The sequence below is a fragment of the Pseudomonas sp. Larv2_ips genome (assembly GCF_963879675.1).
Taxonomy (GTDB): domain Bacteria; phylum Pseudomonadota; class Gammaproteobacteria; order Pseudomonadales; family Pseudomonadaceae; genus Aquipseudomonas.
This window is the reverse complement of record NZ_CAWOAW010000006.1, coordinates 277,528-304,243: the sequence shown is the minus strand read 5'-3', so window position 1 is coordinate 304,243 and position 26,716 is coordinate 277,528. Positions and strand designations below refer to the sequence as shown.

Below are 26,716 nucleotides of genomic sequence, written 5' to 3'. Positions count from 1 at the left end.
AAACGATAAAAAGCATAAGAGGCGACTGAGCGGTTTGCGCGATTGAACACAATTCAGTGTGGGAGCTGGCTTGCCTGCGATGGCGGTGGGTCAGTTGCTGATGCAGTGACTGACACTCCGCCATTGCAGGCAAGCCAGCTCCCACAGTGGGGCTTCACAAGGATTACGCTCAGGCCAGGCCGGATTCGACCAACAACGCTTCAAGTCCCATAAGGTCAGGCACCTTCGCCACATGCTCACCCACCTGCACCGCCGCCAGTTCCAGCGGGCACAGCGGCACGTCGACATAACTCAGCTGACTATCCAACTTGTAAGAACGTGGAATCCCCTGAATCACCATCGCAATAAACTTCAACGTCGGCCGCCCGCCCAGCGCGTTCAGCACCACAATCCGCGAGCGCTCACCGGTCACGCTGGCTTCACCGCACACGGCTTCAAAGCTGATCAGCGGCAATTGCCGATCGCGCCATGTCACTTGCCGCAGGTACCACGGCGGTGCATCGCTGGCGGGTTCGCCGCGCTGGAAGTCGATCAGTTCGGCGATGGCGACGTTGGGCAGCACCAGGTGGCGGTCGGCCAGGGGCAGCAGCAGGCCGGTGAGTTGGCTGGTGCGATGGTCAAGCATGGGACTTGCTCCAGTAGGCGATGCTTTCCAGCAGCACCGACTCTTGGTACGGCTTGCCGAGGTAGTCGTTGACGCCGATGGCCATGGCGCGGTCGCGGTGCTTCTGGCCGGTGCGCGAGGTGATCATGATGATCGGCAGGCGCATCAGCCGGGGGTCGTTGCGCACCTGAATCGCCACTTCGAAGCCGTCCATGCGCGGCATTTCGATGTCGAGCAGCATCAGGTCCGGGGTGTGTTCTTCGAGCAGCGCGATGGCGTCGATGCCGTCTTTGGCGGTGAGCACGTTCATGCCGTTGCGCTCCAGCAGGCGGCTGGTGACTTTGCGCACGGTGACCGAGTCGTCCACCACCAGCACCAGCAGCGGGCGCTTTTTCAGCGGGTCGTTGAGGACCAGTGGCGCGTCCACCGACTGCGCCGGCAACGCTGGCTGGCGTGCACGGATGTGCGCGAGCAAGTCGATGATCAGCACCACACGGCCATCACCGAGGATGGTCGCCCCGGACAAACCCTGCACCCCGGCAAACTGCGGCCCCAGGCCCTTGACCACGATCTCGCGCGTACCGGCCATGGCGTCCACGTGCACCGCCACGCGTCGCTCGTTGCATTGCACCAGCAACACCGGCACTGGCTGGTATTGGCCGAGCAGTTTCGGCCGGGCGACGGTGTGCAGCAGGTCGCCGAGGTAGAACAACTCATAGCGCTGACCAGCGTATTCATAGCGCGGCAGGTCTTGCTGATAGTGCCCGGCCAGCTCGTGGGGCAGCACGCGCACCAGGCCTTCGATGGTGTTGAGCGGGATCGCATATTGGTCGTCCGCGCATTGCACCATCAGCGCGCGATTGACCGACACGGTAAACGGCAGGCGAATGCGAAAGTGCACGCCCGCACCCGGCGTCGAGTCGATGAACATCGAGCCACCGAGCTGGCGCACTTCTTCGTGCACCACGTCCATGCCCACGCCGCGCCCGGAAATCTGGGTGATTTTTTCGGCGGTGGAAAAGCCCGGCTGCAGGATAAACTGCAACACGTCGCGGTCGCTCATGTCTTGATCAGGTGCGAGCAGGCCGCGCTTGATCGCTTTGCGCCGCACCGCGTCCAGGGGCACACCGGCACCGTCATCGCGCATGTCGAAGACGATATCGCCGCCTTCGTGGGTCAGGTCCAGGCTGATCCGGCCCTTCTCGGGTTTACCGGCCAATACGCGCGCCTCGCGGGACTCCAGGCCATGGTCGACGGCATTGCGCAGCATATGCTCCAGCGGCGCCACCATGCGTTCCAGCACGTTGCGGTCCATCTCGCCTTCGGCATTGCCGACCACGAATTCAACGTCCTTGCCCAACTCCTCCGCCACCTGGCGCACGATGCGCTTGAGGCGCGGCAGCATGCGCTCAAACGGCACCATGCGCGTACGCATCAGGCCTTCCTGCAACTCGGTGTTGATACGCGCCTGTTGCTGCAACAGGTTGTGCGCATCCCCGTTGCGGCGGTCGAGGGTCTCCTTGAGGTCCAGCAGGTCGGAGGCCGATTCGGACAACGCGCGCGACAACTGCTGCAGCTGCGAATGACGGTCCATTTCCAGCGGGTCGAATTCTTCATAACCCAAGCGCTCGGCCTCGGCCTGCTGACGACTGAGAATGCGGCCCTGGGTTTCGGTGTCGAGGCGGCGCAGTTGGTCACGCATGCGCTCGATGGTGGTTTCGACTTCGTTGAGGGCGATACGCGCGTCGTTGACTTGCTGCTCGATACGGCCACGGAAGATCGAGGTTTCACCGGCCAGGTTGACCAGATCATCAAGCAAGTCGGCGGAAATCTTCACCATGTCGGCGCCGGGGTCCACCGCCGCGTCGGCCTTGCCGGCCGGCAAGGCCACGGGCGCCAGCGGCTCATCACCGGGGTGCACCAGGCTTCTGATGCGCTCGATGAGTTTATCCACCGACCCCACCGGCAAACCGCCCGCCACCGCGTCGATCATCTGCGCCAGGCGGTCATGGCAGCCTTGCAGCAAGGCGAACAGTTCCGGCGACGGCGCGAGCAAACCGGCAGACAAGCCTTCGTAGAGAAACTCCAGTTCATGGGCCAAATCGCCAATCGGCCCGATTTCGACCATGCGCGCGCCGCCCTTGAGGGTGTGCAAGTCGCGCAGTAAGGTTTCCACCTCCTGGCGATTGCTCGGCTCGGCCTGCCAACGCAGCAACGCGCTGCTTGAACTGTCGAGAATGTCGGCGGCTTCTTCGAGGAAGATATCCAGCAACTCGGGATCAGCCGCTGCGGTTTCAGGTTCTGTGGGCGCAGTGGCGGGCGCGTTGTTCTGGCGCAACGCGCGCAACTGAGCGATCAAATCACTGGAGTCGCTCAGGGGTTGGTGGTCTTGCAATTGATCGAGCTGCAAGGCCAGCCGCTCATGGCTGGCCATCAATACTTGGGACAGTTCGGTCGAGTAACTGTAGCGGCGGTCCACCAGGCCTTCGTACAGGCATTCCAGCTCATGGGCGAGGTCGCCAATCGGGCCGATTTCGGCCATGCGCGCGCCGCCCTTGAGGGTGTGCAGGTCACGCTGCAACGACGACAACGGCGCCGCGCTGTCCGGTTCCAGCAGCCAGCGTTTAAGCGACTGCCCGGCACTGTCGAGGATGTCCACTGCCTCTTCCAGGAAAATCTCGACGATCTCGTCGTCCATCGCCGTGTCCTGGCCCAACCGGGCCGTGGCGGCGCCCAGTTCGGAAATGCTCGGGGCGCGCCCGCCGTCGCTTTTGATCAGGCCGGTGGCGGACGGGTCGAGGGCTTCATCCAGCAGTTCGCGCAGGGCGTCTACCCGCGCCGGCGCCGGGTTGATTTCCTGGCCGGCCGCCAGTTGGTCGAGCATGTTGATCAGCGCTTCATGGGCCTGTTCGGCCTCATGGAAAAACCGTTCGCTGACCGCCAGGCTGCTCTCTTCCACAGCGCCATAGAGGTCGAGCAAGGCTTCGCAGAGTTCGTCGATGGCGTGCAGGTCGGCGATGTGCGCGCCCTCGCCCAGGGTGGTCAATTCGTCCAGCAGCGCGGTCAGCTCCTGGCGTTCGCCGGGGTGTTGCTGCCAGCGGCGCAGCAGGCTTTCGGCGTCCAGCAGGATGTCCATGCCCTGGGCCAGGAAGTTGCTGATCAGTTGCGGGTCGCGCTTGATGCGCAGCCCGGTGTTGGGCGCGTCGAGCAAGGCTTGCAGCTGTTGGTCGAGCAGGCTTTGCGTGCGGCTGATCAAATCCGGCGCGCCCTTGATCGGCACCAGCGGATCACTGTCCAGCTGACGCAAACCGCGCTGGAACAGGCCTTCGGCTTCCAGCAGCAGTTCCACTTCATCCAGGTCCAGCGGCAGGCGGTGGGCCTTGTATTCGCGGGTCAGGTGATCGAGCGGTCGCGCCAGTTCAGCCATCGGCAACACGCCGGCCATGTAGGCGCTGCCCTTGAGGGTGTGCAGGGCACGTTGCAGTTCATCGCTGACTTGCAGCGGCACATGCTCGGCGGCCTGTTGCAGAAAGTGGTTGAGGCTTTCCAGGTGGCTCTGGGCTTCGTTGCGAAAGATCTCCAGCAACATCGGGTCATGGGGCTCTGCGACCGGTTGAGTGCCGCTGGCCAAGGCGTGGGCACGGGCCGCCAGGGCGTCGACTTCATCGCGCTGGCGTTGGTCGTCGGCCGCAAAGTCGGCGATCAGCTCCGGCAGCAAGGCCACGGCTTCATCCAGCACGTGTTGCACCTCGGCGTCGAGCGCCACGCTGCGTTCGAGCACGCGGTTAAGCAGGTTTTCCACCGCCCAGGCCAGCTCGGCCAGTACCAGGGCGCGGACCATCCGGCCGCTGCCTTTGAGCGTGTGGAAGGCACGCCGCATCTCGCTTTGGGCGGTTTTGTCCGCGCTGTTGGGCAAGTAGCGATGCAACACGTCGAGGACTTCGTCGGTTTCTTCGAGGAAGACTTCGCGCAGCTCATCGTCGATGGAGGCTTCACCGGCCGGCGGCGGCAGCAGGCTGCCGGGGCGGTGCTGGGCGGGTGGGTTCAGGCGCGACGTGGGGCTGGCCAATGCATCGAACTGGGATTGGCTCGGCGCGCTCTCGCTCGACAATGCCCCATCCGGCGCGACCAGCGCTTGGCGCCAAGGCTTTTCGACCGGCAGGTAGCCGAGTGCAGCCAGGCCTTGAGTGGCCAGCTCCAGCACGCGTTCGCCGGCGGCGTCGGGGTCCTGGAGCATGCGTTCCAGGTAGTATTCGAGGCTGCTGACCACGTCGGCGAAATGCGCCAGCTGCGCTTCGGGCGGCGGCGCAGCGCTGGTCATCAACTGTTCATCGACATAGTGGGTGCAACCACGCATCAAGCTCGCCGCGCGTGGCAGCGGAATCATCGCCAACGCGCCGCGCACCTGGCTGAGCAGCTCGGGCAGCGACTCCAGGCGCTGGCGGTCCCAATCGGCCTCAAGGCAATCGATCACCAGCTCTTTGGCCTGACGCAAGCATTGGCAGGATTCGCGGATCACCAATTGATGAATCTGGGTCAGGTCGGTGGTAGGCAGGCGGCTTTCTTCACGGCTTTCCGGCTCGACCGTGCCCACCATGCCCGCCAGCGTGGCCTCGACGTAGAGCAAGGCGCCGGCAACATCCATCAACACCGCGTCATTGGGTTCGCGCTGGCCCTGCACCAGGCTCAGCACCACCGCAAGCTGATCGATGATGACCTTACGCGGCTGGCCGAAGCCCAGCACCGCCAAGGTGTCGGCGATCTGGCGCAGTGGCGCCAGCAAGGCATCGAGGTCGTTGGTGTGTTGGCGGTCGCTGCGCACGAACAGGTCGAGGCGCTCCTTGACCCGCACCAGCTCCTCGCACAAGGCGCCGAGCACCGAGCCCATGGCATTGCGGTCCGGTCCAGCCAAACGTGCACGCTCGGCATCGACCACCGCGCTGTCGGGCAAGGCTTCATCCAGCCCGTATCGTTCCTTGAGGCTTTGCATGCGCGGCGTCGGCCGGGTGACCTTGGCCACGTAGAACAACAGGCTCTTTAGCAGCTCATCCGGCGCTGGCTGGTTGATGCCGCCGATGCCCTGGGCCAGCAGGCGCTTGAGTTGCTTGTCGCTGGCCTTGAGCAGGCTGCGCAGCGCCGGGCTGTTGGCGATCACGCCGGTGAGCATGCCTTCGACCAGCGCCGAGGTGACTTGCCACAATGGCAGCAATGGCGCGCCCTGGCACAGCGCTTCGAGGCGCGCGAACACCCGCGCCATGTCTTCCAGGTTGCTGGGGCCGTGGTCTTCACGCAACAGCCCGGCCAGGGCCTGTTGCAGCAATTGATGCCACTGGCGCAGTTGCTCGTGAAGGTCCGGCAGCATGCGCTGGGCCAAGGCCTCGTCGGGCAACGGCGCAATCGACAACAGTTGCGGGCTGAACAGGCTGGTCTCCGACAGCAGGCTTTCACCGCGCGCACTGCGCAGGTCGTTGAGCAGCGGCAACACCACCAATGGCAGGTCGCGGCGGGCGCTGTGCACGCGGTCGAGGTACAGCGGCAGTTGGCCGAGGGCCTGTTGCAGCAGGCGGATGCTTTCATCGCGCTGGCTGACGCGCTCGGCCTGCAGGGCCAGGGCCAGTGCTTCGATCTCTTCGGCCAGCAGCGCCGCGCCGTAGAACTCGACCATTTGCAGCGCGCCATGCACTTGGTGGATGCCGGCCAGGCACTCGGCAATGGCGTCGCTGTCGCGGGTTTCGACAAACGTGTCCAGCGCCGAACGGGCCTGTTTCAGGGTTTCGGCAATGTCGCCCTTGACCCATTCGAGGGCCACGTAGTCGTGCCGATCAACCATAACTGCTCCGCTTAGAATTCGTGAATTGCGTGTGTTGCCAAGATCTCAAATCAAAAGGAGATCCAATGTGGGAGCGGGCTTGCTCGCGAAAGCGGTGGGCCAGCTAATAGATCAGCTGACTGATACACCGCATTCGCGAGCAAGCCCGCTCCCACAGTTGGATAGCATTTCAATCGTCCACCTGCTTGGCGGCTGGCAACGTGAAACCCGACACCGAACGCCGCAACTGGCTGGCCATTTTTGCCAGGTTGCCGATGCTCTCCGCCGTGGCGGTCGAGCCCGATGACGTCTGCGTGGTGATCTGCTGGATCACGTTCATCGTCAGGGAAATCTGCCCCGCCGACGAGGTCTGTTGCTGCGCCGCGTTGGAAATACTCTGGATCAACGCTGCCAGGGTTTTCGACACGCCTTCGATCTCTTCCAGCGCCACCCCGGCGTCTTGCGCCAGCCGCGCGCCACGCACCACTTCGGTGGTGGTCTGTTCCATGGAAATAACCGCTTCGTTGGTGTCGGTCTGGATCGCCCGCACCAGGGTTTCAATTTGGCGTGTGGCGGCGGACGAGCGCTCGGCCAACCGCTGCACTTCGTCGGCCACCACGGCAAACCCGCGCCCGGCATCACCGGCCATGCTTGCCTGAATCGCGGCGTTAAGGGCAAGGATGTTGGTCTGATCGGCAATGTCGTCGATCAGGCTGACGATGTCGCCAATCTCCTGGGACGACTCGCCCAGGCGCTTGATGCGCTTGGCGGTGTCCTGAATCTGCTCGCGAATGTTGTCCATGCCGTGGATGGTGTTGTGCACCACCTCATTGCCCTTGTTGGCGATTTCCACCGAGCGCTCCGCCACCGCCGAAGACTCGGCGGCGTTGGCCGACACCTGGTCGATGGATTGGGCCATCTGGTTGATCGCGGTAGAAGCCTCGGCGATTTGCTGGGCCTGATGCTCCGAGGCCTGGGCCAGGTGCATGGCGGTGGCCTGGGTTTCCTGCACCGCGCCGGCCACTTGCCCGGCCGTGAGGTTGATGGTCGCCACCAGATCGCGCAGCTGGTCCACGGAATAATTGATGGAGTCGGCGATGGTGCCGGTGAAGTCTTCGGTGACCGAGGCGGTCACCGTCAGGTCACCATCGGCCAGGTCCTCGATTTCATCGAGCAGGCGCATGATCGCGTTCTGGTTGCGCTCGTTTTTCTCGGCGGTTTCATGCAGCTGGCGGTTGGTCTCGCGCACCATCACCAGGCCGATCAGGATAATCGAGGTCAGCGCCAGCAAGCCCAATACGTAGCCGCCGATGGTGTCGAAGCTGCGCCCGCTGGCGAGGTTTTCAAACCCGGTGGCCAGGTGCGAGGCTTCATCGAGCAGGGTTTGCGACAGGTTGAAAATATTGCTCGCCGAGGCGCGTACCTGAAACAGCTGCGGCGAGGTTTCAAGAATTTCATCCACGGAGCCGGAGACAAATTCAAACAGCTCGGCGATTTCCGCCAGCCGTGCACGGGCGTCGTGGTCTTCAACCTGAGCAATGCGCAGGCCGGCGTTGCCCTGGAGCATGCCGTTAAGCACTTGGCCAAAACGGTTGGCGTCGCGGCCAAAGGCATCGGCGGCCTGCACCGAAGTTTCGTCGCCGGCCAACACGGTGTTGACTGCGCCGAGGATGCGTTCGGCCAGTAATGATTGGCGCTGGGCCAACACCACCTGGCTGGCCGGGGCGCCGCGTTGCAGCAGAATGTCGACGACCTTTTCCGATTCCATCTGCAATTGCGGCACGGTTTCGGCAAGGGTCGCGGCCACTTGGTGCAACGACAACACGGTCTGTTCGCTGGCGAGAATCGCGTCGGTGTTTTTCAGCAGCGCTTCCCAGTCGGTCTGCACCGCGCGCATTTCGGCGCGTACCGCGTTCGGTGCAGCCGGCAGGCCAGTCTCGGTATCGCCTTTTTTCAAATAGCCCCAGCGCTGGGCGAAGTCGTTGCGTGCATCGCCCAGCAGCTTGAACGCGGCCGCCTTGCCGGCGGCGGCTTCGGTGGCGTTCTTGGCGATGCGCTGCGACAGCACGCGCAGCTCACCGGCGTGGCCGATGTACTGTTTGTCGTACGTGGACTGGGTATTGAGGTACGCGAAGTTGGCGAACAACAGCATGATGAACACGATCAGCGCGATAAACAGCACGATGATCTGCGAACGGCTGCGCGATGCGGCTTGCGGTTTGGGCGTGGTAGCGGTGGTCATGCGGCGACATCCATGAAGCCTGGGGCCTGGGCCAAAGCGAAGGGGCTGAAGACCTGCCACAGCTGGTCACTGTCGAACTGGCCCTGGATAAACGGCGCGGTGGGCGCGGTGCTCGCCAACAGTGCGTCTTGTGCGAAATGCTGCATGCCCACCACCTCGTCCACCAGCAACCCGACAAACAAGTCGTTGAATTCCACCACCAGCACCCGCCGTTGCTTGCGGGCCCTGGACAGCCCGAGGTCGAGGAACCCGCCCAGGTCCATCACCGGCAGTAAACGCCCACGCAGGTTGGCCACGCCTTTGACCCAGGGCTTGACGCCGGGCATCAAGGTGCAGCGCGGTTCATGCAACACCTCGGCGACTTCGCCCATCGGCGCCACGTACCAATACGGCCCCAGGCGAAAACCGATCCCACTCCAACGTTGCAGGCGGGTTTCCTGGGACGGCAGGTCGGCGGCCAGCAGGCGGCAGCGGCGGTCGATGTCCAGCAGCAGCTCGAAGGCGGTTTGTGACTCGGTCATGATGGCGTGCCGTCAGCCGGCCAACACCTTGTTCAGGGTGGCGATCAGGGTGTCTTCGTCCACGGGTTTGGTCAGGTAATCCTTGGCGCCCTGGCGTGCGCCCCAGATCTTGTCGGTTTCCTGATCCTTGGTGGTGATGATGATGATCGGGATGCCGTTGGTTTCCGGCTCCTTGGACAGCTGGCGGGTGGCCTGGAAGCCATTGAGGCCCGGCATCACGATGTCCATCAGCACGGCGTCGGGCTTTTCCTGACGGGCCAGGGCCACGCCGTCTGCGCCATTTTCGGCTTTGAGGACCTGGTGGCCGTGCTTTTCCAGCATGCCGGTCAGTTTGTACATTTCGGTCGGCGAATCGTCGACGATCAGAACACGTGCCATGGTTTTCCCCACTACATTGGTGGACGCCGGCCCTTGTGAGGCGGTGTCAGTGTGCTTGTTCTACTGCGGCGAAGCCGGGCACGTAGGCCTTGATCGCGCTCAGCAGTTCTTCCTTGCTGAAAGGCTTGGTCAAAAACTGATCGACACCCACGATGCGCCCCTTGGCCTTGTCGAACAGGCCATCCTTGGAGGACAACATGATCACCGGAATCGACTTGAACGCCGGGTTGTTCTTCACCAGCGCGCAGGTTTGATAGCCATCCAGGCGCGGCATCATGATGTCGACAAAGATAATGTGCGGGTGATGATCAACAATCCGGGCCAGTGCATCGAAACCGTCGATGGCGGTGATGACTTCGCACCCCACGTTCTTCAACAGGGTCTCGGCGGTGCGGCGGATCGTTTTCGAATCGTCGATCACCATCACTCTCAAGGCGTTGGAATGCTGTTCCATATCTGCTCTACCATCGCCACAGCGAATCGGTTTTCGGTGTGTACTGCCTGATGTTGCACAGGATGAGCGCTGCAAGCCTTGGAATTCAAGGGCTGCTGCACCGTGGGAGTCTTTTTAGCACAGTCTCCGGGCGCAATCTATCGAGCAACCGGCCAGGTGGTTTTTCCTTGACCCACAACAGCCGCAGCGCCACTCTGACGCCACTTTTATGCGCCCTAATTTGCTAGAGGAAATCCCCCATGAGCGTTCGCGTCGGCATTGTCATGGACCCTATTGCCAGCATTTCCTATAAAAAGGACAGTTCGCTGGCCATGCTCCTGGCCGCCCAGGCCCGCGGCTGGACGCTGTTCTATATGGAGCAGCCGGACCTTTACCAGGGCGACGGCGAGGCCCGCGCACGCATGCGCCCGCTGCAGGTGTTTGCCAACCCTGAAAAGTGGTTCGAGCTTGCGGATGAAATCGACAGCCCCTTGAACGATCTGGACGTGATCCTGATGCGCAAGGACCCGCCGTTCGACATGGAATTCGTCTACTCCACTTACTTGCTGGAACAGGCCGAGCGGGCTGGCGTGCTGATCGTCAACAAACCGCAAAGCCTGCGCGACTGCAACGAAAAGCTGTTCGCCACCCTGTTCCCACAGTGCACGCCGCCTACCGTAGTGAGCCGCCGCGCCGATGTGTTGCGTGAATTCGCCGCCAAGCACGGCGACGTGATCCTCAAGCCGCTGGACGGCATGGGCGGCACGTCGATCTTCCGCCACCGCGCCGGCGACCCTAACCTGTCGGTGATCCTGGAAACCCTGACCGCGCTGGGCACCCAGCAGATCATGGGCCAGGCTTACATTCCGGCGATCAAGGACGGCGACAAACGCATCCTGATGATCGACGGCGAGCCGGTGGATTATTGCTTGGCGCGTATCCCGGCCGCAGGCGAGACGCGTGGCAACCTGGCAGCCGGCGGTCGCGGTGAAGCGCGACCACTGTCGGACAAAGACCGTTGGATCGCTTCCCAAGTCGGCCCAACTCTGCGCGAAAAAGGCCTGCTGTTCGTAGGACTGGACGTAATTGGTGAGAATCTCACCGAAATCAACGTCACCAGCCCGACCTGCATTCGCGAGATCGACAACGCATTTGGCACGAACATCGGCGAAATGTTGATGGCAGCCATCGAGCGCAAGCTGCAAGCCAAGTGACATAGAACAGCCGGACACACACCAACATTGCGTTATCATGCGGCACCTGTGAAACGCGCGATGTTGGTTTTTTTGTCATGACGCTCCCGCCCGATCTGCCCCCCGAACTCTCCCACAGCGGCGTGCGCCCGGCTGATCGGCTCGGATTTACCCTGTTTCTGGCAGCGCTGATCCACCTCGCCTTGTTACTCGGCCTGGGTTTCACCTTTGCCGAGCCCAAGCAGATCACCAAAACCCTGGAAATCACCCTCGCCACGTTCAAGAGCGAAAAAAAGCCCGAAAAGGCTGACTTTCTCGCCCAGGACAATCAGCAAGGCAGCGGCACGCTCGACAAAAAGGCGGTGCCCAAGACCACCGAAGTGGCGCCGTTCCAGGACAACAAGGTGAATAAAGTCACCCCGCCGCCGACGCCCAAGCCTGAGGTCAAGCAGGCCGCGCCCAAGGCCGCCGTGACCACTGTTGCGCCGAAACCGCAAAAAGCCCCGACCCAGCGCGAGAAAACCAAGACCGAGCCACAGCCCGAGCCGGTCAAGCCGGCGCCGACCTTCGACAGCTCACAGCTCTCCGACCAGATCTCCAGCCTCGAAGCCGAACTGGCCAACGAACAACAGCTGTACGCCAAGCGCCCGCGCATCTATCGCCTGAACGCCGCCTCGACCATGCGCGACAAAGGCGCCTGGTATAAGGACGAATGGCGCAAGAAGGTCGAACGCATCGGCAACCTCAACTACCCGGACGAAGCCCGGCGCCAGCAGATCTATGGCAATTTGCGCTTACTGGTGTCGATCAACCGCGACGGTTCGTTATATGAAGTGCAGGTGCTGGAGTCGTCCGGCCAACCGTTGCTGGACCAGGCGGCCCAGCGCATCGTGCGCCTGGCCGCGCCTTTCGCGCCGTTTACCGGCGACTTGAACGACATAGACCGCCTGGAAATCATCCGCACCTGGAAGTTTGCCCGGGGTGATCGGCTTTCCAGTAACTGATCGTTCCTACACCCTGCCAAAGGCTGCGTGCCCGTGTGGCGAGCGGGGCTGTCGTGGCGAGCGGGCTTTTCGTGGCGAGCGGGCTTGCCCCGCGTTGGGCTGCGAAGCGGCCCCCAACAGGGCCACCGCGCGCTGCCTGAAAGACCACTGCGCCAGATTTCATGGCCGCTTCGCGCCCCAACGCGTGGCAAGCCCGCTCGCCACAACAGCTCGCTCGCCACAACAAGCCTACCCGCCACGGCAAGCCCGCTTACCACAATTAGCGTCCGCCGCAGCTTGTCAGTTCGCCCCTCCGACGCCACACTAGCGGACATGAAAAATGTCAGCCCGACCTACCTCAAGCACCAATTCCTGATCGCCATGCCCCATATGGCCGACCCGAACTTTGCGCAAACCTTGACCTACATCGTCGAGCACACGGCCAATGGTGCCATGGGGTTGGTGGTGAACCGCCCGCAAGAGTTGAACCTGGCCGACATTCTTGAGCAACTGCGCCCCGAGATCGACCCGCCGGCGCGCTGCCAAAACGTACCGATCTACATCGGCGGGCCGGTGCAGACCGACCGTGGTTTTGTGCTGCACCCCACCGGGCCGAAGTTCCAGGCCACGGTCGACCTGGAAGGTGTGTCGTTGTCCACGTCACAGGACGTGTTGTTCGCCATCGCCGACGGCGTGGGGCCTGAGCAAAGCGTGATCACCCTCGGCTACGCCGGCTGGGAAGCCGGGCAACTGGAAGCCGAACTGGCCAGTAATGCCTGGCTGACCTGCCCGTTCGACGCCGACATTCTATTCAACACCGCCAGCGAGCTGCGCCTGGAAGCGGCGGCAGCCAAGTTGCGGGTCAACCTCAACCTGCTGACCAGCCAGGCGGGGCACGCCTGATGGCCTTGCGCTTGATCCTCGGTTTTGACTACGGCACCAAACAGATCGGCGTAGCGGTCGGCCAGGTGATTACCGGCCAGGCCCGCGAGTTGTGCACCTTGAAGGCCCAGAACGGCGTGCCGGACTGGAACCAGGTCGAGGCCCTGATCAAGGAGTGGAAACCCGACGCCGTCGTGGTCGGCCTGCCCTTGAACATGGACGGCACCCCCAGCGACATGTGCCTGCGCGCCGAAAAGTTCGCCCGCCGCCTCAATGGCCGCTACAACCTGCCCTTCTATACCCACGACGAGCGCCTGACCACCTTTGAAGCCAAGGGTGAGCGCCGTGACCGTGGCGGGCAGAAAGGCAGCTACCGCGACAACCCGGTGGACGCCATCGCCGCCGCCCTGCTGTTGCAGGGTTGGCTGGATGAAAACACCGCTTTATTTGAATCCTGACTGACGCGGCTTGCCGCGTCTTTTTACGTTTGAGCCCGGACCTTGCCTGCGCGAGGCCTTGAAGGAGCCACCATGAGCCTGCCCAATCCCGCCGACCTGATCAGCCAGATGGCGATTCGCCTCAAGGCGCACCTGCAACACCGTGCCATCAGCGAACCGCGCTTCATCGGCATTCGCACCGGTGGTGTGTGGGTGGCCCAAGCGTTGCTGAAAGAGCTGGGCAGTGATTCGCCGCTGGGCACGCTGGACGTGTCTTTTTACCGTGACGACTTCAGCCAGAACGGCCTGCACCCGCAGGTGCGCCCTTCGGCCCTGCCGTTCGAGATCGAAGGCCAGCACCTGGTGCTGATCGACGACGTACTGATGAGCGGCCGCACCATCCGCGCCGCCATGAACGAGTTGTTCGATTACGGCCGCCCGGCCAGCGTGACGCTTGTGTGCCTGCTCGACCTGGACGCTGGCGAATTGCCGATCAGCCCGGATGTGGTCGGTGCCACCCTGTCCCTGGAGGCCCACCAGCGGGTAAAATTGTCCGGTCCCACGCCGCTCGAACTCGAACTGCAAGACCTTGCCCTTTAAACCGCCTTGTACAGAGTCCCCGCGATGACGCCTCTAGATGCCAAGCGCCCGCTGCAGCTCAATGCTCAGGGCCAGTTGCAACACTTCTTGTCCCTCGACGGTTTGCCCCGCGAACTGCTGACTGAAATCCTCGACACCGCCGACTCGTTCCTCGAAGTCGGTGGCCGCGCGGTGAAGAAGGTCCCGCTGCTGCGCGGCAAGACCATCTGCAATGTGTTCTTCGAGAACTCCACCCGCACCCGCACCACCTTTGAACTGGCAGCCCAGCGACTGTCGGCCGACGTGATCACACTGAACGTGTCGACCTCGTCGGCGAGCAAGGGCGAGACCCTGCTCGATACCCTGCGCAACCTCGAAGCCATGGCCGCCGACATGTTCGTGGTGCGCCACGGCGACTCCGGCGCCGCACACTTCATCGCCGAGCATGTGTGCCCGAACGTGGCAATCATCAACGGCGGCGACGGCCGTCACGCGCACCCAACCCAAGGCATGCTCGACATGCTGACGATCCGTCGGCACAAGGGCGGTTTTGAAAACCTCTCGGTGGCCATCGTCGGCGACATCCTGCACTCGCGGGTCGCGCGCTCGAACATGCTGGCCCTCAAAGCCCTGGGTTGCCCGGACATCCGCGTGATCGCGCCGAAAACCCTGCTGCCGATCGGTATCGAGCAGTACGGCGTCAAGGTCTACACCGACATGACCGCAGGCCTCAAGGACGTAGACGTGGTGATCATGCTGCGCCTGCAACGCGAGCGCATGGCCGGTGGCCTGCTGCCGAGCGAAGGTGAGTTCTACCGCCTGTTCGGCCTGACCACCGCGCGGCTGGCCGGCGCCAAGCCGGATGCCATCGTGATGCACCCAGGGCCGATCAACCGTGGGGTTGAGATTGAGTCGGCGGTGGCCGACGGCAGCCAATCGGTGATCCTCAATCAAGTCACCTACGGCATCGCCGTGCGCATGGCGGTGTTGTCCATGGCCATGAGCGGGCAAACCGCGCAACGTCAATTCGAGCAGGAGAACGCCCAGTGAAGCTCAGCATTCTCGGCGCCCGAGTCATCGATCCGGCCAGCGGCCTGGATCAAGTTACCGATCTTCACCTGGAAGCCGGCAAGATCCTCGCCATTGGCGCTGCGCCTGCGGGATTCAACGCCAGCGAGACGATCGACGCCAAAGGCCTGGTGGCCGCGCCTGGTTTGGTCGACCTGAACGTCGCCCTGCGCGAACCGGGTTACAGCCGCAAAGGCACCATCGCCAGTGAAACCCGCGCCGCCGCTGCCGGTGGTGTCACCAGCCTGTGCTGCCCGCCGCACACCAAGCCAATCCTGGACACCTCGGCGGTGACCGAGCTGATCCTGGACCGCGCCCGCGAAGCCGGCAATTGCAAAGTGTTCCCCATTGGCGCGCTGAGCAAAGGCCTGGAAGGCGAACAACTCGCCGAGCTGATCGCCCTGCGCGACGCCGGTTGCGTGGCATTCGGCAACGGGCTGGAAAGTTTTCGCAGCACGCGCACGCTGTGCCGCGCCCTGGAATACGCGGCCACCTTCGACCTGACGGTGATCTTCCACTCCCAGGACCGCGACCTGGCCGAAGGCGGCCTGGCCCATGAAGGCGCCGTCGCCAGTTTCCTCGGCCTGCCGGGCATCCCGGAAACCGCTGAAACCGTGGCCCTGGCCCGTGATCTGCTGCTGGTGGAGCAAAGTGGCGTGCGTGCGCACTTCAGCCAGTTGACCAGCGCGCGCGGCGTGGCCCTGATCGCCCAGGCACAAGCGCGCGGCCTGCCCGTGACGGCGGACGTGGCGTTGTACCAGCTGATTTTGACCGATGAAGCGCTGATCGATTTCTCCAGCCTCTATCACGTGCAGCCGCCGCTGCGCACGCTGGCCGACCGCGACGGTTTGCGCGCGGCCGTGAAGTCGGGTGTGGTGTCGGCAATCTCCAGCCATCACCAACCCCACGAGCGTGATGCCAAGCTGGCGCCGTTTGGCGCGACCGAGCCGGGCATCAGCAGTGTCGAACTGTTGCTGCCGCTGGCGATGACCTTGGTGCAAGACGGTCTGCTCGACCTGCCAACGCTGTTGGCTCGCCTGAGTGCCGGCCCGGCTGAGGCCTTGCGGCTGCCGGCGGGCAAGGTGGCGGTGGGTTCGGCGGCGGACCTGGTGCTGTTTGATCCGACCAGCTCCACGGTTGCCGGGGAACACTGGCTGTCCAAGGGCGAAAACTGCCCGTTCATCGGCCATAGCCTGCCGGCGACGGTGCGGTACACCTTGGTGGATGGGCGGATCAGCTACCAGGCCTGATAGATCGCAAAATATAAAGTGGCCCACCGTTAATGTGGGAGCTGGCTTATGTGGGAGCTGGCTTGCCTGCGATGCGGGCACCTCGGTCTTTCAGCCAGACCGAGGTGATGCTATCGCGGGCAAGCCCGGCTCCCACATTGCCCGTGCTCGCATTGAATGTATGCGCGCTTATCGGCCGTTGTTGCGCTCGGCATTGCGGATCGAAACCTGCGTATTCAGCGTCCAGAAGTCATACAGCACGCCCACCAGGAACAAACCGCCGGTCAGCAGGTAGATCAGGCCGGTGATCCATTTGCCCTGATACATGCGGTGCAGCCCGAACACGCCCAGGAACGCCAACAGTACCCAGGCCACGTTGTATTCGATCGGCCCGGCGGTAAAACGCAGGTCTGCTTCACGGTCCATGGCGGGGATCAGGAACAAGTCGATCAGCCAGCCGATCCCGAAAAGTCCAAAGGTGAAAAACCAGATCGTCCCGGTCACCGGCTTGCCGTAATAGAAGCGGTGCGCCCCGGTAAAACCGAAAATCCACAGCAGGTAACCGATCACCTTGCTGTGGGTGTCCTGCTGCATCACATCCTGTCGATAGGTGTTCATGGAGTACCTCTTTTGCCTCGATAGATAAATTTTTTAATTTTCTTTGTGACTTTTTTACGGGCGCCCGACGTACGGCAAATGGTATCTTCCTTCCCGCAAAGCCTTATGCCACCTGACCTCTGCAGGACAATAGCGGCAATTCGTCGCGTTTTTCCTGAATTTGACCCCAGGGTTCAGTCGACAAACGGCCTTAGAACGACACAAAAAGCTGTTATAAAGTTGCGCGCAAACCAAAAAGAGCCACGCCTAATGCGACCATTTTTCAAGACATGGCTAACCATCTGCCTATTAATGCCACTGGCCGCCCACGCCACCAATCGTGAGCAACGTCTTCCTAACGTTAACGGTTTCACCCCTAAAGTTCACAGCACACCAGGCACCGCCAAGTCGGTAAAGCTGACCGTCAACCGCCCGACTCAAGTGAGCAAGGCCCACGGTAAAGCAACCGCCGGCCTGATGGCAGTCAACACCAAACAAAGCAGCAACGTCCTCAGCCGCGCGGTTAATGTGCTCGGTACACCTTATCGTTGGGGCGGCAGCAGCCCAAGTAAAGGGTTCGACTGCAGTGGTTTGGTGAAATATGCGTTTAATGACGTCAAAGCGGTGGATTTGCCACGCACGTCCAACGCCATGGCCGCCGGTCACGGGCTGAAGGTTGATCGTAAAGACCTGAAACCGGGCGACCTGTTGTTCTTCAAGCTCAAGAGCCGCCAGGTCAATCACGTTGCCATCTACCTGGGCAACGACCGCTTCATCCACGCACCGCGTCGTGGCAAGTCGGTAAGCATCGACACGCTGAAAAAGCCGTTCTGGGACAAGAACTACGTGATTGCCAAACGGGTTCTGCCGAAAGAGCAGAACAACAACCTGCGGGTTGTGCAGCGCTGATTTCAGTCTGATATGCGGTAACCAATGTGGGAGCGGGCTTGCTCGCGAATGCGTTAGATCAGTCAACCAAGATGGTGACTGACACTGCGCATTCGCGGGCAAGCCCGCTCCCACATTTGATTTTCATTGCCCGCAAGACCTCAAATGTCCCCAGGCACCCTCGCCTGCCCCCGCGCATCTTCCCGGCTGATCAGCCCCTCGCTGACCAACGCCTTCAAGCTCATGTCCAACGTTTTCATCCCCAGTGCCCCACCGGTCTGGATCGCCGAGACCATCTGCGCCACTTTGTCTTCACGGATCAAGTTACGAATAGCCGGTGTCCCCAGCATGATCTCGTGAGCCGCCACCCGCCCGCCGCCGATTTTCTTGACCAGCACTTGCGACACCACCGCCTGCAACGATTCCGAGAGCATCGAGCGCACCATGGCTTTTTCCGCTGCCGGGAACACGTCCACCAGCCGGTCCACGCTCTTTGCGGCCGACGTGGTGTGCAGGGTGCCAAATACCAGGTGCCCGGTCTCAGCGGCGGTCAGCGCCAGGCGGATGGTCTCAAGGTCGCGCAATTCGCCCACCAGAATCACATCCGGGTCTTCACGCAGAGCCGAACGCAGCGCCGCCGAAAAGCTGTGGGTATCGCGGTGCACCTGGCGCTGGTTGATCAAGGCCATTTTCGGCCTGTGGATAAATTCGATGGGGTCTTCGAGGGTGAGGATGTGCTGGCGTCGATGCCCGTTGAGGTAGTCGATCATTGCTGCCAGCGTGGTGGACTTGCCCGACCCGGTCGGCCCGGTGACCAGCACCAGGCCGCGCGGCAGTTGCGCGATCCGCTGGAACACCGCCCCCAGCCCGAGGCTTTCAAGGCTCCGCACCTGGGCGGGAATGGTGCGAAACACCGCCCCCATGCCGCGGTCCTGCTGAAATACGTTCACCCGGAACCGCGCCACGCTCGGCAGTTCAAAGGCAAAATCGGTTTCAAGAGATGTTTTGAAATCCTTTTGTTGGTAGCTGTTGAGCAAAGGGCTCAATAAGTCCGCAACTTGCGGGGGCGTGAGCACCGGGCCTTCCAGCGGCCAGACCTCGCCATCGACACGCAGCATCGGTGCCAGGCCGGCCGACAAATGCAGGTCGGAGGCGCCACGGCGCACGCTGGCCGTCAGCAATTCAGTGATATCCATAGGGCTTTCCATTTCCAGTAGAATGCCGCGGACTCCATATCCACGGGTGCATCTTGAATGTCGACGATAGCAGACAACATTGGCCTGGTTAGCGAGCGAATCCGTGCCGCGGCCCACGCCGTGCAACGTGACGAAAACAGCATCCACCTGCTGGCCGTGAGCAAGACCAAACCCGCGCAAGCCGTGCGCGAGGCCTACGCCGCCGGGATGCACGATTTTGGCGAGAACTACCTGCAGGAAGCCTTGGGCAAACAGGCGCAATTAACCGACCTGCCCTTGAGTTGGCACTTCATTGGCCCCATTCAATCGAACAAGACTCGTGCGATCGCCGAGAACTTCGCTTGGGTACATTCCGTGGACCGCTTGAAAATCGCTCAACGCCTGTCCGAACAACGCCCGGCCGACCTGCCGCCGCTGAACATCTGCATCCAGGTCAACGTCAGTGGCGAAGCCAGCAAATCCGGCTGTACGCCCGCCGATCTGCCGGCCCTGGCCCATGCGATCAGCGCTTTGCCGCGCCTGAAACTGCGCGGCTTGATGGCGATCCCCGAGCCGACTGAAGATCGCGCCGCACAAGATGCGGCGTTCGCAGCGGTGAGAGACCTGCAAGCCAGCCTGAATCTGCCGCTGGACACACTTTCCATGGGCATGAGCCACGACCTCGAGTCGGCCATCGCCCAAGGCGCTACCTGGGTGCGGATCGGTACCGCCCTGTTTGGCGCCCGCGACTACGGCCAGCCGTGAAATGGCTGACTTTCCTCTGAATAAGGACCTGTCATGAGCAACACGCGTATTGCCTTTATCGGCGCCGGTAACATGGCGGCCAGCCTGATCGGTGGCCTGCGGGCCAAAGGCCTCGAAGCCTCCCAGATCCGCGCCAGCGACCCGGGCGCCGACACCCGCGCCCGCGTCAGCACTGAGCACGGCATTGAAACCTTTGCCGACAACGCCGAGGCGATCCAGGGCGTTGACGTGATCGTACTGGCGGTCAAGCCGCAGGCCATGAAGACCGTGTGCGAAAGCCTGCGGCCAAGCCTGCAACCGCATCAGTTGGTGGTCTCCATCGCTGCCGGCATCACCTGCGCCAGCATGAACACCTGGCTCGGTGAACAGCCAATCGTGCGCTGCATGCCCAACACCCCGGCGCTGCTGCGCAAGGGCGTGAGTGGCCTGTACGCCACCGCCGAAGTGACGGCCGAGCAACGCGATCAGGCGCAAGAACTGTTGTCCGCCGTCGGCATCGCCGTGTGGCTGGAGCAAGAGCAGCAACTGGATGCGGTCACCGCCGTTTCCGGCAGCGGCCCGGCGTACTTCTTTCTGTTGATCGAAGCCATGACCGCCGCCGGCGTGAAACTGGGCCTGCCACACGAAGTGGCTGAGCAACTGGCTGAGCAAACCGCGCTCGGCGCCGCCAACATGGCCGTCGACAGCGACGTGGACGCCGCCGAACTGCGCCGCCGCGTAACGTCGCCGGGTGGCACTACGCAAGCGGCCATTGAATCGTTCCAGGCCGGTGGCTTTGAAGCCCTGGTGGAAAAAGCCCTGGGTGCTGCGGCACATCGTTCGGCCGAGATGGCCGAGCAACTGGGCAAATAGTCGTCCCCTGCAACTGGACCCGATAGGAAACAAACATGCTCGGAATCAATGACGCTGCCATTTTCATCATCCAGACCTTGGGCAGCCTGTACCTGCTGATCGTGCTGATGCGCTTTATCCTGCAATTGGTGCGGGCGAACTTCTACAACCCGCTCTGCCAGTTCGTGGTGAAAGCCACCCAACCGCTGCTCAAACCGCTGCGCCGCGTGATACCAAGCCTGTTCGGCCTGGACATGTCATCGCTGGTGCTGGCGCTGCTGCTGCAGATTTTGCTGTTTGTGGTGATCCTGATGCTCAACGGCTACCAGGCCTTCACCCCGCTGCTGTTGCCATGGGGCCTGATCGGTATCTTCTCGCTGTTTTTGAAGATCATCTTCTGGTCGATGATCATCAGCGTGATCCTCTCGTGGGTCGCACCCGGCAGCCGTAGCCCTGGCGCGGAGCTGGTGGCCCAGATCACCGAACCGGTGCTGGCGCCGTTCCGTCGGTTGATCCCGAACCTGGGCGGCCTGGATATCTCGCCGATCTTCGCGTTTATCGCGATCCAGCTGCTGCAAAGCTGGGTGATCCCGCGCCTGGCCTACTACGCGTTCATGCCCAAGGAGCTGTTCGGGCTGATTTGATTCCTGGCGGATCACTGTGCAAGCCGCTTTTGGGGAAGCTGGCTTGCCTGCGATTGCATCACTGCGGTGTGACTGAAACACCGAGGTGACTGCATCGCAGGCAAGCCAGCTCCCACACAAGCCCCCTCCCCCATTTGTATCTTTGTACGGGCGCAGGCCTTTGCTTGCCGCTAGGTGCAGCGGTCTTTAGACTTACGCCTCATTTAAACGAGAGCAGGGTCGATGCCAGCTGCCTTCCCCCCCGATTCTGTTGGACTGGTCGTGCCCCAAGTGGCGCACTTCAGCGAACCGCTGGCCCTGGCCTGCGGCCGTTCGCTGCCGGCCTATGACCTGATCTACGAAACCTATGGCCAACTGAACGCCACGGCGAGCAACGCCGTGCTGATCTGCCATGCCTTGTCCGGCCATCATCACGCCGCCGGTTTCCACAGTGCCGACGAGCGCAAGCCCGGCTGGTGGGACAGCTGCATCGGCCCCGGCAAGCCCATCGACACCAACAAATTCTTTGTAGTCAGCCTGAACAACCTCGGCGGCTGCAACGGTTCCACCGGCCCGAGCAGCCTCAACCCGGAAACCGGCAAACCGTTCGGCGCCGACTTCCCAGTGCTGACCGTGGAAGACTGGGTGCACAGCCAGGCGCGTCTGGCTGACCTGCTGGGCATCGGCCAGTGGGCTGCAGTGATCGGCGGCAGCCTGGGCGGCATGCAAGCGCTGCAATGGACCATCTCCTACCCGGACCGCGTGCGCCATTGCCTGGCAATTGCCTCGGCACCAAAACTGTCGGCGCAGAACATTGCTTTCAACGAAGTGGCGCGCCAGGCCATCCTCACCGACCCCGAGTTCCACGGCGGTTCGTTCCAGGAAGCGGGCGTAATCCCCAAGCGTGGCTTGATGCTCGCGCGCATGGTCGGGCACATCACTTACCTGTCCGATGACTCCATGGGCGAAAAATTCGGCCGTGGCCTCAAGAGCGAGAAGCTCAACTACGACTTCCACAGCGTCGAGTTCCAGGTTGAAAGCTACCTGCGCTATCAGGGCGAGGAGTTTTCCGGGCGTTTCGACGCCAACACCTACCTGCTGATGACCAAGGCGCTGGACTACTTCGACCCGGCCGCCAACTTCAACGACGACCTGGCGAAAACCTTTGAGGGTGCCAGCGCCAAGTTCTGCGTGATGTCGTTCACCACCGACTGGCGCTTCTCGCCGGCCCGCTCCCGTGAGCTGGTGGACGCGCTGATGGCCGCCAAGAAAGATGTCTGCTACCTGGAGATCGATGCTCCGCAAGGCCATGACGCCTTCCTGATTCCGATCCCGCGCTACCTGCAGGCTTTCAGCAATTACATGAACCGCATAACTCTGTGAGAACGCCATGAGAGCCGACCTGGAAATCATCCAAGACTGGATCCCCGCCGGCAGCCGCGTGCTCGACCTCGGTTGCGGTGATGGCGAACTGCTGAGCTGGCTGCGCGACAACAAGCAAGTCACCGGCTACGGCCTGGAAAATGACCCGGACAACATTGCCCAATGCGTGGCCAAGGGCATCAACGTGATCGAGCAGGACCTGGACAAGGGCCTGGGCAACTTTGCCAGTAACAGCTTCGACATCGTGGTGATGACCCAGGCCCTGCAAGCCGTGCACTACCCGGACCGCATTCTCGACGAAATGCTGCGTGTGGGCCGCCAATGCATCATCACCTTCCCCAACTTCGGCCACTGGCGCTGCCGCTGGTACCTGGCCACCAAGGGCCGGATGCCGGTGTCGGACTTCCTGCCGTACACGTGGTACAACACCCCGAACATCCACTTCTGCACCTTCGAAGACTTCGAAGCCTTGTGCGGAGAGCGTGAGGCCAAAGTCATCAACCGCCTTGCCGTCGATCAACAGCATCGCCACGGCTGGGCGAGTAAGCTATGGCCCAATCTGTTGGGCGAAATCGGGATCTACCGCGTCAGCAGTCCTGGCCTCACGGACCATCAAATTGCCGTCTAACCATTTTCAAGGAGGACGAACATGAGTCGTTTGGCTGTATTTCTACTCACCGCATGCCTGGGCGTCAGCGCCATGGCGGCGGATGCCATCGATGGTAATCGCCAGAAAGAATTCGGCGATATCACGGTGCATTACAACACCCTGACCACGAGTTTCCTGACGCCGGAAATGGCTCAGGAAGCCGGGATCGTACGCAGCAAAGAGCTGGGCATGATCAATGTGTTCGTGAACAAGGGCGTCGAACCGATCGACGCAACCGTCACCGGCACGATCAAAGACCTGGGCGGCAAGAGCGAGATGCTCACGTTCAAGAAAATCATCCAGAACGGCTCCACGCTGTATGTCGCCCAGTACGCGGTGCCACAGCAGGAAACCAAGATTTTCACCATCAATGTTGAAACCGGCGGCAAAGCCCACGGTTTCCAATTCAACCAAGAACTGTTTCCGGCCGACTGATGAACCTCACACAACTCGTACTGGCCAGCCATAACGCCGGCAAACTCAAAGAACTCCAGGCGATGCTCGGTAATTGCGTGCAACTGCGCTCGATCGGCGAGTTCAGCCAGGTCGAGCCGGAAGAAACCGGCCTGTCGTTTGTCGAAAACGCGATTCTCAAGGCCCGCAACGCCGCGCGTATCTCCGGTTTGCCGGCGCTGGCGGATGATTCGGGCCTGGCGGTGGACTTCCTGGGCGGAGCACCTGGCATTTATTCGGCGCGGTATGCCGACGGCAAGGGCGACGCGGCCAACAACGCCAAGTTGCTGGACGCTCTCAAGGACGTGCCGGACGCGATGCGCGGTGCGCAGTTTGTCTGTGTGCTGGCGCTGGTGCGCCACGCCGACGACCCGCTGCCGATCCTCTGCGAAGGCCTGTGGCATGGGCGCATCCTGCATGCGGCCAGTGGCGAGCACGGGTTTGGCTACGATCCGCTGTTCTGGGTGCCGGAGCGTAATGTTTCCAGCGCCGAACTGAGCCCGGCCGACAAGAACCAGATCAGCCACCGCGCCCGCGCAATGGATTTGCTGCGCCAACGCCTGAGCCTGAAATGACCCAGAACACCTCTGCGCAGCCGCTGATCCACGGCGGCGCGCAAACGCCTCGGGCGGCCCTGCCGCACCTGCCGCCCTTGGCGCTGTATATCCACATTCCATGGTGCGTGCGCAAATGCCCGTATTGCGACTTCAACTCCCACACCGCCAGCAAGGTGCTGCCGGAAGAAGAGTACGTGGACGCGTTGCTGGCTGACCTTGATCAAGACCTGCACGCGGTTTATGGCCGTGAACTCAGTTCGATCTTCTTCGGTGGCGGCACGCCAAGCTTGTTCAGCGCCGCTGCGCTGGGCCGTTTGCTCAAGGGCGTGGAAGCACGCATCCCGTTTGCCGGCGACATCGAAATCACCCTGGAGGCCAACCCCGGGACCTTCGAGCAAGAGAAGTTCGTGGCCTACCGCGCGCTGGGCATCAACCGCCTGTCCATCGGCATCCAGAGTTTCCAGCAGGAGAAGCTCGAAGCCCTGGGCCGTATTCACAACGGTGACGAAGCCGTGCGCGCCGCCGGCATGGCGCGCCAGGCCGGGTTTGATAACTTCAACCTGGACCTGATGCATGGCTTGCCCGATCAAACCCTGGACGACGCCCTGAGCGACTTGCGCCAGGCAATCGCCCTCAAGCCGACGCACGTGTCGTGGTACCAACTGACCCTGGAACCCAACACTGTGTTCTGGAACCAGCCGCCCGCGCTGCCGGAAGATGACACCCTGTGGGACATTCAGGAAGCCGGTCAGGCGCTGCTGGCCGAACACGGTTACGCGCAATATGAAGTCTCGGCGTATGCCCAACCGGGCCGCCCGGCGCGGCATAACCTTAATTACTGGAGCTTTGGCGACTTTATCGGCATCGGCGCCGGCGCCCACGGCAAGCTCAGCCACCCGGACGGGCGCATCGTGCGCACCTGGAAGACCCGAGCACCCAAGGACTACCTCAACCCGGCCAAAAGCTTTCAGGCCGGGGCGAAAGAACTGACCAATGAAGAGCTTCCATTCGAGTTCCTCATGAATGCGTTGCGGCTCACCGAAGGCGTCGACGCCACGCTCTACGCCGAGCGCACCGGCCTTGATCTGGCGAGCCTTGAGGAAGGCCGCCGTGAGGCAGAACAAAGTGGCTTAATGCAGGTCGAACCGTCACGCCTGGCGGCGACCGACCGCGGGCAACTCTTTCTCAATGACCTGTTGCAGAAGTTTTTGAGCTGACGCTCTAAGGAATTCGAATGGATTTGGTACTCGACCTGCTCGCCACCGTATCCCGCTGGAGCCGAAGTAACCTGTCGGAAATCTCTCTGGCTCTTGTCGGCTGCTTGCTGGTGTTGTTCGGCGCCGATATCAAAGGCTGGGTCGAGGCCCGCCTGGGCAGTATCGCGGGCGCATTGCGCGTCCCCTTGATGGCGCTGGTGTGCATGATCGGCAGCGGTGCGGCGTTGATCTACGCCACGCCATGGATCGTGCGGGGGTTGAGCCAGTTCAATAACTACAGCCTGGCGCCAGTGTTGGTGGTGGTGCTGGTGTTGATTGGCGTAGTCGCAGACCGCCGCTGACTGCCAATCCAACAGGGATACAAATGTGGGAGCGGGCTTGCTCGCGAAAACGGTGCGTCAGTCACCTTACAGGTCGACTGATTCAGCGCCTTCGCGAGCAAGCCCGCTCCCACTTTTTTGACCGTATTCCACGCTAATGGCTTGTCAGTCGACCTTCTCGAACTTCAGATCCCAAACGCCATGCCCCAACCGCTCGCCGCGGCGCTCGAACTTGGTGATCGGACGCTCAGCCGGGCGTGGCACGCATTTGCCGTCTTCGGCCAGGTTACGATAGCCAGGGGCGACGTTCATCACTTCCAGCATGTACTCGGCGTACGGTTCCCAGTCGGTCGCCATGTGCAGGATGCCACCGACTTTAAGCTTGCTGCGCACCAGCTCCGCGAACGAAGCCTGGACGATGCGACGCTTGTGGTGACGGGCTTTGTGCCACGGGTCCGGGAAGAACAGCATCAGGCGATCGAGGCTGTTGTCGGCGATGCAGCGGTTGAGCACTTCAATCGCGTCGCAGTCATAGACCCGCAGGTTAGTCAGGCCTTGGGTCAGCACGCCGTTGAGCAACGCGCCGACACCCGGACGGTGTACTTCCACACCGATGAAGTCCTGCTCCGGCGAGGCCGCGGCCATTTCCAGCAAGGAGTGACCCATGCCGAATCCGATTTCCAGGGAACGCGGGGCCGAACGGCCAAACACCTGGTCGTAGTCCACTGGCGCGTCGGCCAATGGCAAAACGAACAGCGGCGTGCCCTGCTCCAGGCCCTTTTGCTGGCCTTCGGTCATACGGCCCGCGCGCATCACAAAGCTCTTGATGCGGCGGTGCTTGGACTCGTCGCCCTCTTCCACGGTGTTCGGCGTTTCGTTTGATTCAGTCATCAATAGCTC

26 protein-coding genes are annotated in these 26,716 nt (G+C 62.2%); 17 read left to right on the top strand and 9 right to left on the bottom strand.

What is annotated here, in order from left to right; genetic code table 11:
* Positions 1-169: 169 nt before the first annotated feature.
* From AACV02_RS02760 to pilG, 6 genes are all read right to left on the bottom strand, one after another.
* A complete protein-coding gene (locus AACV02_RS02760; RefSeq protein ID WP_053258465.1) occupies positions 170-625 on the bottom strand; it encodes a chemotaxis protein CheW in 456 nt (151 codons plus the stop codon).
* A complete protein-coding gene (locus AACV02_RS02755; RefSeq protein ID WP_119737465.1) occupies positions 618-6,434 on the bottom strand; it encodes a hybrid sensor histidine kinase/response regulator in 5,817 nt (1,938 codons plus the stop codon). Before AACV02_RS02755 ends, AACV02_RS02760 begins: the two co-directional genes overlap by 8 nt.
* A 169-nt stretch (positions 6,435-6,603) precedes the next feature.
* Entirely contained in the window at positions 6,604-8,655 is a 2,052-nt protein-coding gene (locus AACV02_RS02750) for a methyl-accepting chemotaxis protein (RefSeq protein WP_119737461.1), read from the bottom strand.
* On the bottom strand, positions 8,652-9,176 hold the full coding sequence (locus AACV02_RS02745) for a chemotaxis protein CheW (protein ID WP_119737459.1): 525 nt from the start codon (positions 9,174-9,176) through the stop codon (positions 8,652-8,654). The genes AACV02_RS02750 and AACV02_RS02745 overlap by 4 nt, the downstream gene beginning before the upstream one ends.
* A gap of 12 nt (positions 9,177-9,188) precedes the next feature.
* Positions 9,189-9,554, bottom strand: coding sequence for a twitching motility response regulator PilH (gene pilH / locus AACV02_RS02740; RefSeq protein ID WP_003234583.1), 366 nt, complete (start codon positions 9,552-9,554; stop codon positions 9,189-9,191).
* A 46-nt stretch (positions 9,555-9,600) separates the two neighbouring features.
* A complete protein-coding gene (gene pilG, locus AACV02_RS02735; RefSeq protein WP_106575669.1) occupies positions 9,601-10,008 on the bottom strand; it encodes a twitching motility response regulator PilG in 408 nt (135 codons plus the stop codon).
* A gap of 239 nt (positions 10,009-10,247) precedes the next feature.
* Between pilG and gshB the strand changes: the two genes are divergently transcribed.
* The 7 genes from gshB to AACV02_RS02700 all read left to right on the top strand — a co-directional run bounded on the left by gshB (position 10,248) and on the right by AACV02_RS02700 (position 16,379).
* Positions 10,248-11,201, top strand: a complete 954-nt coding sequence (gshB, locus tag AACV02_RS02730) for a glutathione synthase (RefSeq protein ID WP_119737457.1) — start codon at positions 10,248-10,250, stop codon at positions 11,199-11,201.
* A gap of 77 nt (positions 11,202-11,278) precedes the next feature.
* On the top strand, positions 11,279-12,184 hold the full coding sequence (locus tag AACV02_RS02725; protein WP_106575671.1) for an energy transducer TonB: 906 nt from the start codon (positions 11,279-11,281) through the stop codon (positions 12,182-12,184).
* Between the two features lie 312 nt (positions 12,185-12,496).
* A complete protein-coding gene (locus AACV02_RS02720; protein ID WP_106575672.1) occupies positions 12,497-13,066 on the top strand; it encodes a YqgE/AlgH family protein in 570 nt (189 codons plus the stop codon).
* Positions 13,066-13,503, top strand: a complete 438-nt coding sequence (ruvX, locus tag AACV02_RS02715) for a Holliday junction resolvase RuvX (protein WP_003195067.1) — start codon at positions 13,066-13,068, stop codon at positions 13,501-13,503. Before AACV02_RS02720 ends, ruvX begins: the two co-directional genes overlap by 1 nt.
* 72 nt (positions 13,504-13,575) lie before the next feature.
* Positions 13,576-14,082, top strand: coding sequence for a bifunctional pyr operon transcriptional regulator/uracil phosphoribosyltransferase PyrR (pyrR, locus tag AACV02_RS02710; RefSeq protein WP_119737455.1), 507 nt, complete (start codon positions 13,576-13,578; stop codon positions 14,080-14,082).
* A gap of 24 nt (positions 14,083-14,106) precedes the next feature.
* Entirely contained in the window at positions 14,107-15,111 is a 1,005-nt protein-coding gene (locus tag AACV02_RS02705) for an aspartate carbamoyltransferase catalytic subunit (protein ID WP_106575675.1), read from the top strand.
* Positions 15,108-16,379, top strand: a complete 1,272-nt coding sequence (locus tag AACV02_RS02700) for a dihydroorotase (protein ID WP_106575676.1) — start codon at positions 15,108-15,110, stop codon at positions 16,377-16,379. Before AACV02_RS02705 ends, AACV02_RS02700 begins: the two co-directional genes overlap by 4 nt.
* A gap of 168 nt (positions 16,380-16,547) precedes the next feature.
* Here the strand turns inward: AACV02_RS02700 and AACV02_RS02695 are convergent, their stop codons facing one another.
* On the bottom strand, positions 16,548-16,976 hold the full coding sequence (locus AACV02_RS02695; protein WP_119737451.1) for an NINE protein: 429 nt from the start codon (positions 16,974-16,976) through the stop codon (positions 16,548-16,550).
* Between the two features lie 249 nt (positions 16,977-17,225).
* Here AACV02_RS02695 and AACV02_RS02690 point away from each other — a divergent pair, with 249 nt between their 5' ends.
* The gene (locus tag AACV02_RS02690) at positions 17,226-17,864 is read left to right on the top strand and encodes a C40 family peptidase (RefSeq protein WP_106575678.1); all 639 of its coding nucleotides are present in this window, start codon (positions 17,226-17,228) and stop codon (positions 17,862-17,864) included.
* Between the two features lie 140 nt (positions 17,865-18,004).
* Here AACV02_RS02690 and AACV02_RS02685 read toward each other — a convergent pair whose 3' ends face one another.
* Positions 18,005-19,039 (bottom strand): type IV pilus twitching motility protein PilT, encoded by a 1,035-nt coding sequence (locus AACV02_RS02685; RefSeq protein WP_119737449.1) that lies wholly within the window; start codon positions 19,037-19,039, stop codon positions 18,005-18,007.
* A gap of 57 nt (positions 19,040-19,096) precedes the next feature.
* Here AACV02_RS02685 and AACV02_RS02680 point away from each other — a divergent pair, with 57 nt between their 5' ends.
* From AACV02_RS02680 to AACV02_RS02640, 9 genes are all read left to right on the top strand, one after another.
* Positions 19,097-19,783, top strand: coding sequence for a YggS family pyridoxal phosphate-dependent enzyme (locus tag AACV02_RS02680; protein ID WP_119737447.1), 687 nt, complete (start codon positions 19,097-19,099; stop codon positions 19,781-19,783).
* A 33-nt stretch (positions 19,784-19,816) separates the two neighbouring features.
* Complete coding sequence (gene proC, locus AACV02_RS02675) at positions 19,817-20,635, top strand: pyrroline-5-carboxylate reductase (RefSeq protein ID WP_119737445.1); 819 nt, start codon at positions 19,817-19,819, stop codon at positions 20,633-20,635.
* Positions 20,636-20,670: 35 nt separating this feature from the next.
* Positions 20,671-21,258 (top strand): YggT family protein, encoded by a 588-nt coding sequence (locus AACV02_RS02670; RefSeq protein ID WP_106575682.1) that lies wholly within the window; start codon positions 20,671-20,673, stop codon positions 21,256-21,258.
* 222 nt (positions 21,259-21,480) lie between these two features.
* Positions 21,481-22,620 carry a homoserine O-succinyltransferase MetX gene (gene metX / locus AACV02_RS02665; RefSeq protein ID WP_106575683.1) on the top strand — a complete coding sequence of 380 codons (1,140 nt, stop codon included), beginning with the start codon at positions 21,481-21,483 and terminating at the stop codon, positions 22,618-22,620.
* A gap of 7 nt (positions 22,621-22,627) precedes the next feature.
* Positions 22,628-23,248 carry a methionine biosynthesis protein MetW gene (gene metW, locus AACV02_RS02660; protein WP_003213768.1) on the top strand — a complete coding sequence of 207 codons (621 nt, stop codon included), beginning with the start codon at positions 22,628-22,630 and terminating at the stop codon, positions 23,246-23,248.
* A 21-nt stretch (positions 23,249-23,269) separates the two neighbouring features.
* Positions 23,270-23,704, top strand: a complete 435-nt coding sequence (locus AACV02_RS02655; RefSeq protein ID WP_106575685.1) for a DUF4426 domain-containing protein — start codon at positions 23,270-23,272, stop codon at positions 23,702-23,704.
* Positions 23,701-24,297, top strand: coding sequence for an RdgB/HAM1 family non-canonical purine NTP pyrophosphatase (gene rdgB, locus AACV02_RS02650; protein ID WP_119737443.1), 597 nt, complete (start codon positions 23,701-23,703; stop codon positions 24,295-24,297). Before AACV02_RS02655 ends, rdgB begins: the two co-directional genes overlap by 4 nt.
* A complete protein-coding gene (gene hemW / locus AACV02_RS02645; protein ID WP_119737441.1) occupies positions 24,294-25,496 on the top strand; it encodes a radical SAM family heme chaperone HemW in 1,203 nt (400 codons plus the stop codon). Before rdgB ends, hemW begins: the two co-directional genes overlap by 4 nt.
* A gap of 17 nt (positions 25,497-25,513) precedes the next feature.
* Entirely contained in the window at positions 25,514-25,837 is a 324-nt protein-coding gene (locus AACV02_RS02640; RefSeq protein ID WP_016972961.1) for a DUF3392 domain-containing protein, read from the top strand.
* 144 nt (positions 25,838-25,981) lie between these two features.
* On the opposite strand, the gene trmB is transcribed toward AACV02_RS02640, so the two are convergent.
* On the bottom strand, positions 25,982-26,707 hold the full coding sequence (gene trmB / locus AACV02_RS02635) for a tRNA (guanosine(46)-N7)-methyltransferase TrmB (RefSeq protein WP_106575687.1): 726 nt from the start codon (positions 26,705-26,707) through the stop codon (positions 25,982-25,984).
* Between the last annotated feature and the right edge of the window lie 9 nt (positions 26,708-26,716).

Bases quoted from the DNA above. Each gene is read 5' to 3' on its own strand.
- AACV02_RS02760 (WP_053258465.1), bottom strand. From the start codon at position 625: ATGCTTGACCATCGCACCAGCCAACTCACCGGCCTGCTGCTGCCCCTG.
- AACV02_RS02755 (WP_119737465.1), bottom strand. From the start codon at position 6,434: ATGGTTGATCGGCACGACTACGTGGCCCTCGAATGGGTCAAGGGCGAC.
- AACV02_RS02750 (WP_119737461.1), bottom strand. From the start codon at position 8,655: ATGACCACCGCTACCACGCCCAAACCGCAAGCCGCATCGCGCAGCCGT.
- AACV02_RS02745 (WP_119737459.1), bottom strand. From the start codon at position 9,176: ATGACCGAGTCACAAACCGCCTTCGAGCTGCTGCTGGACATCGACCGC.
- pilH (WP_003234583.1), bottom strand. From the start codon at position 9,554: ATGGCACGTGTTCTGATCGTCGACGATTCGCCGACCGAAATGTACAAA.
- pilG (WP_106575669.1), bottom strand. From the start codon at position 10,008: ATGGAACAGCATTCCAACGCCTTGAGAGTGATGGTGATCGACGATTCG.
- gshB (WP_119737457.1), top strand. From the start codon at position 10,248: ATGAGCGTTCGCGTCGGCATTGTCATGGACCCTATTGCCAGCATTTCC.
- AACV02_RS02725 (WP_106575671.1), top strand. From the start codon at position 11,279: ATGACGCTCCCGCCCGATCTGCCCCCCGAACTCTCCCACAGCGGCGTG.
- AACV02_RS02720 (WP_106575672.1), top strand. From the start codon at position 12,497: ATGAAAAATGTCAGCCCGACCTACCTCAAGCACCAATTCCTGATCGCC.
- ruvX (WP_003195067.1), top strand. From the start codon at position 13,066: ATGGCCTTGCGCTTGATCCTCGGTTTTGACTACGGCACCAAACAGATC.
- pyrR (WP_119737455.1), top strand. From the start codon at position 13,576: ATGAGCCTGCCCAATCCCGCCGACCTGATCAGCCAGATGGCGATTCGC.
- AACV02_RS02705 (WP_106575675.1), top strand. From the start codon at position 14,107: ATGACGCCTCTAGATGCCAAGCGCCCGCTGCAGCTCAATGCTCAGGGC.
- AACV02_RS02695 (WP_119737451.1), bottom strand. From the start codon at position 16,976: ATGAACACCTATCGACAGGATGTGATGCAGCAGGACACCCACAGCAAG.
- AACV02_RS02690 (WP_106575678.1), top strand. From the start codon at position 17,226: ATGCGACCATTTTTCAAGACATGGCTAACCATCTGCCTATTAATGCCA.
- AACV02_RS02685 (WP_119737449.1), bottom strand. From the start codon at position 19,039: ATGGATATCACTGAATTGCTGACGGCCAGCGTGCGCCGTGGCGCCTCC.
- AACV02_RS02680 (WP_119737447.1), top strand. From the start codon at position 19,097: ATGTCGACGATAGCAGACAACATTGGCCTGGTTAGCGAGCGAATCCGT.
- proC (WP_119737445.1), top strand. From the start codon at position 19,817: ATGAGCAACACGCGTATTGCCTTTATCGGCGCCGGTAACATGGCGGCC.
- AACV02_RS02670 (WP_106575682.1), top strand. From the start codon at position 20,671: ATGCTCGGAATCAATGACGCTGCCATTTTCATCATCCAGACCTTGGGC.
- metX (WP_106575683.1), top strand. From the start codon at position 21,481: ATGCCAGCTGCCTTCCCCCCCGATTCTGTTGGACTGGTCGTGCCCCAA.
- metW (WP_003213768.1), top strand. From the start codon at position 22,628: ATGAGAGCCGACCTGGAAATCATCCAAGACTGGATCCCCGCCGGCAGC.
- AACV02_RS02655 (WP_106575685.1), top strand. From the start codon at position 23,270: ATGAGTCGTTTGGCTGTATTTCTACTCACCGCATGCCTGGGCGTCAGC.
- hemW (WP_119737441.1), top strand. From the start codon at position 24,294: ATGACCCAGAACACCTCTGCGCAGCCGCTGATCCACGGCGGCGCGCAA.
- AACV02_RS02640 (WP_016972961.1), top strand. From the start codon at position 25,514: ATGGATTTGGTACTCGACCTGCTCGCCACCGTATCCCGCTGGAGCCGA.
- trmB (WP_106575687.1), bottom strand. From the start codon at position 26,707: ATGACTGAATCAAACGAAACGCCGAACACCGTGGAAGAGGGCGACGAG.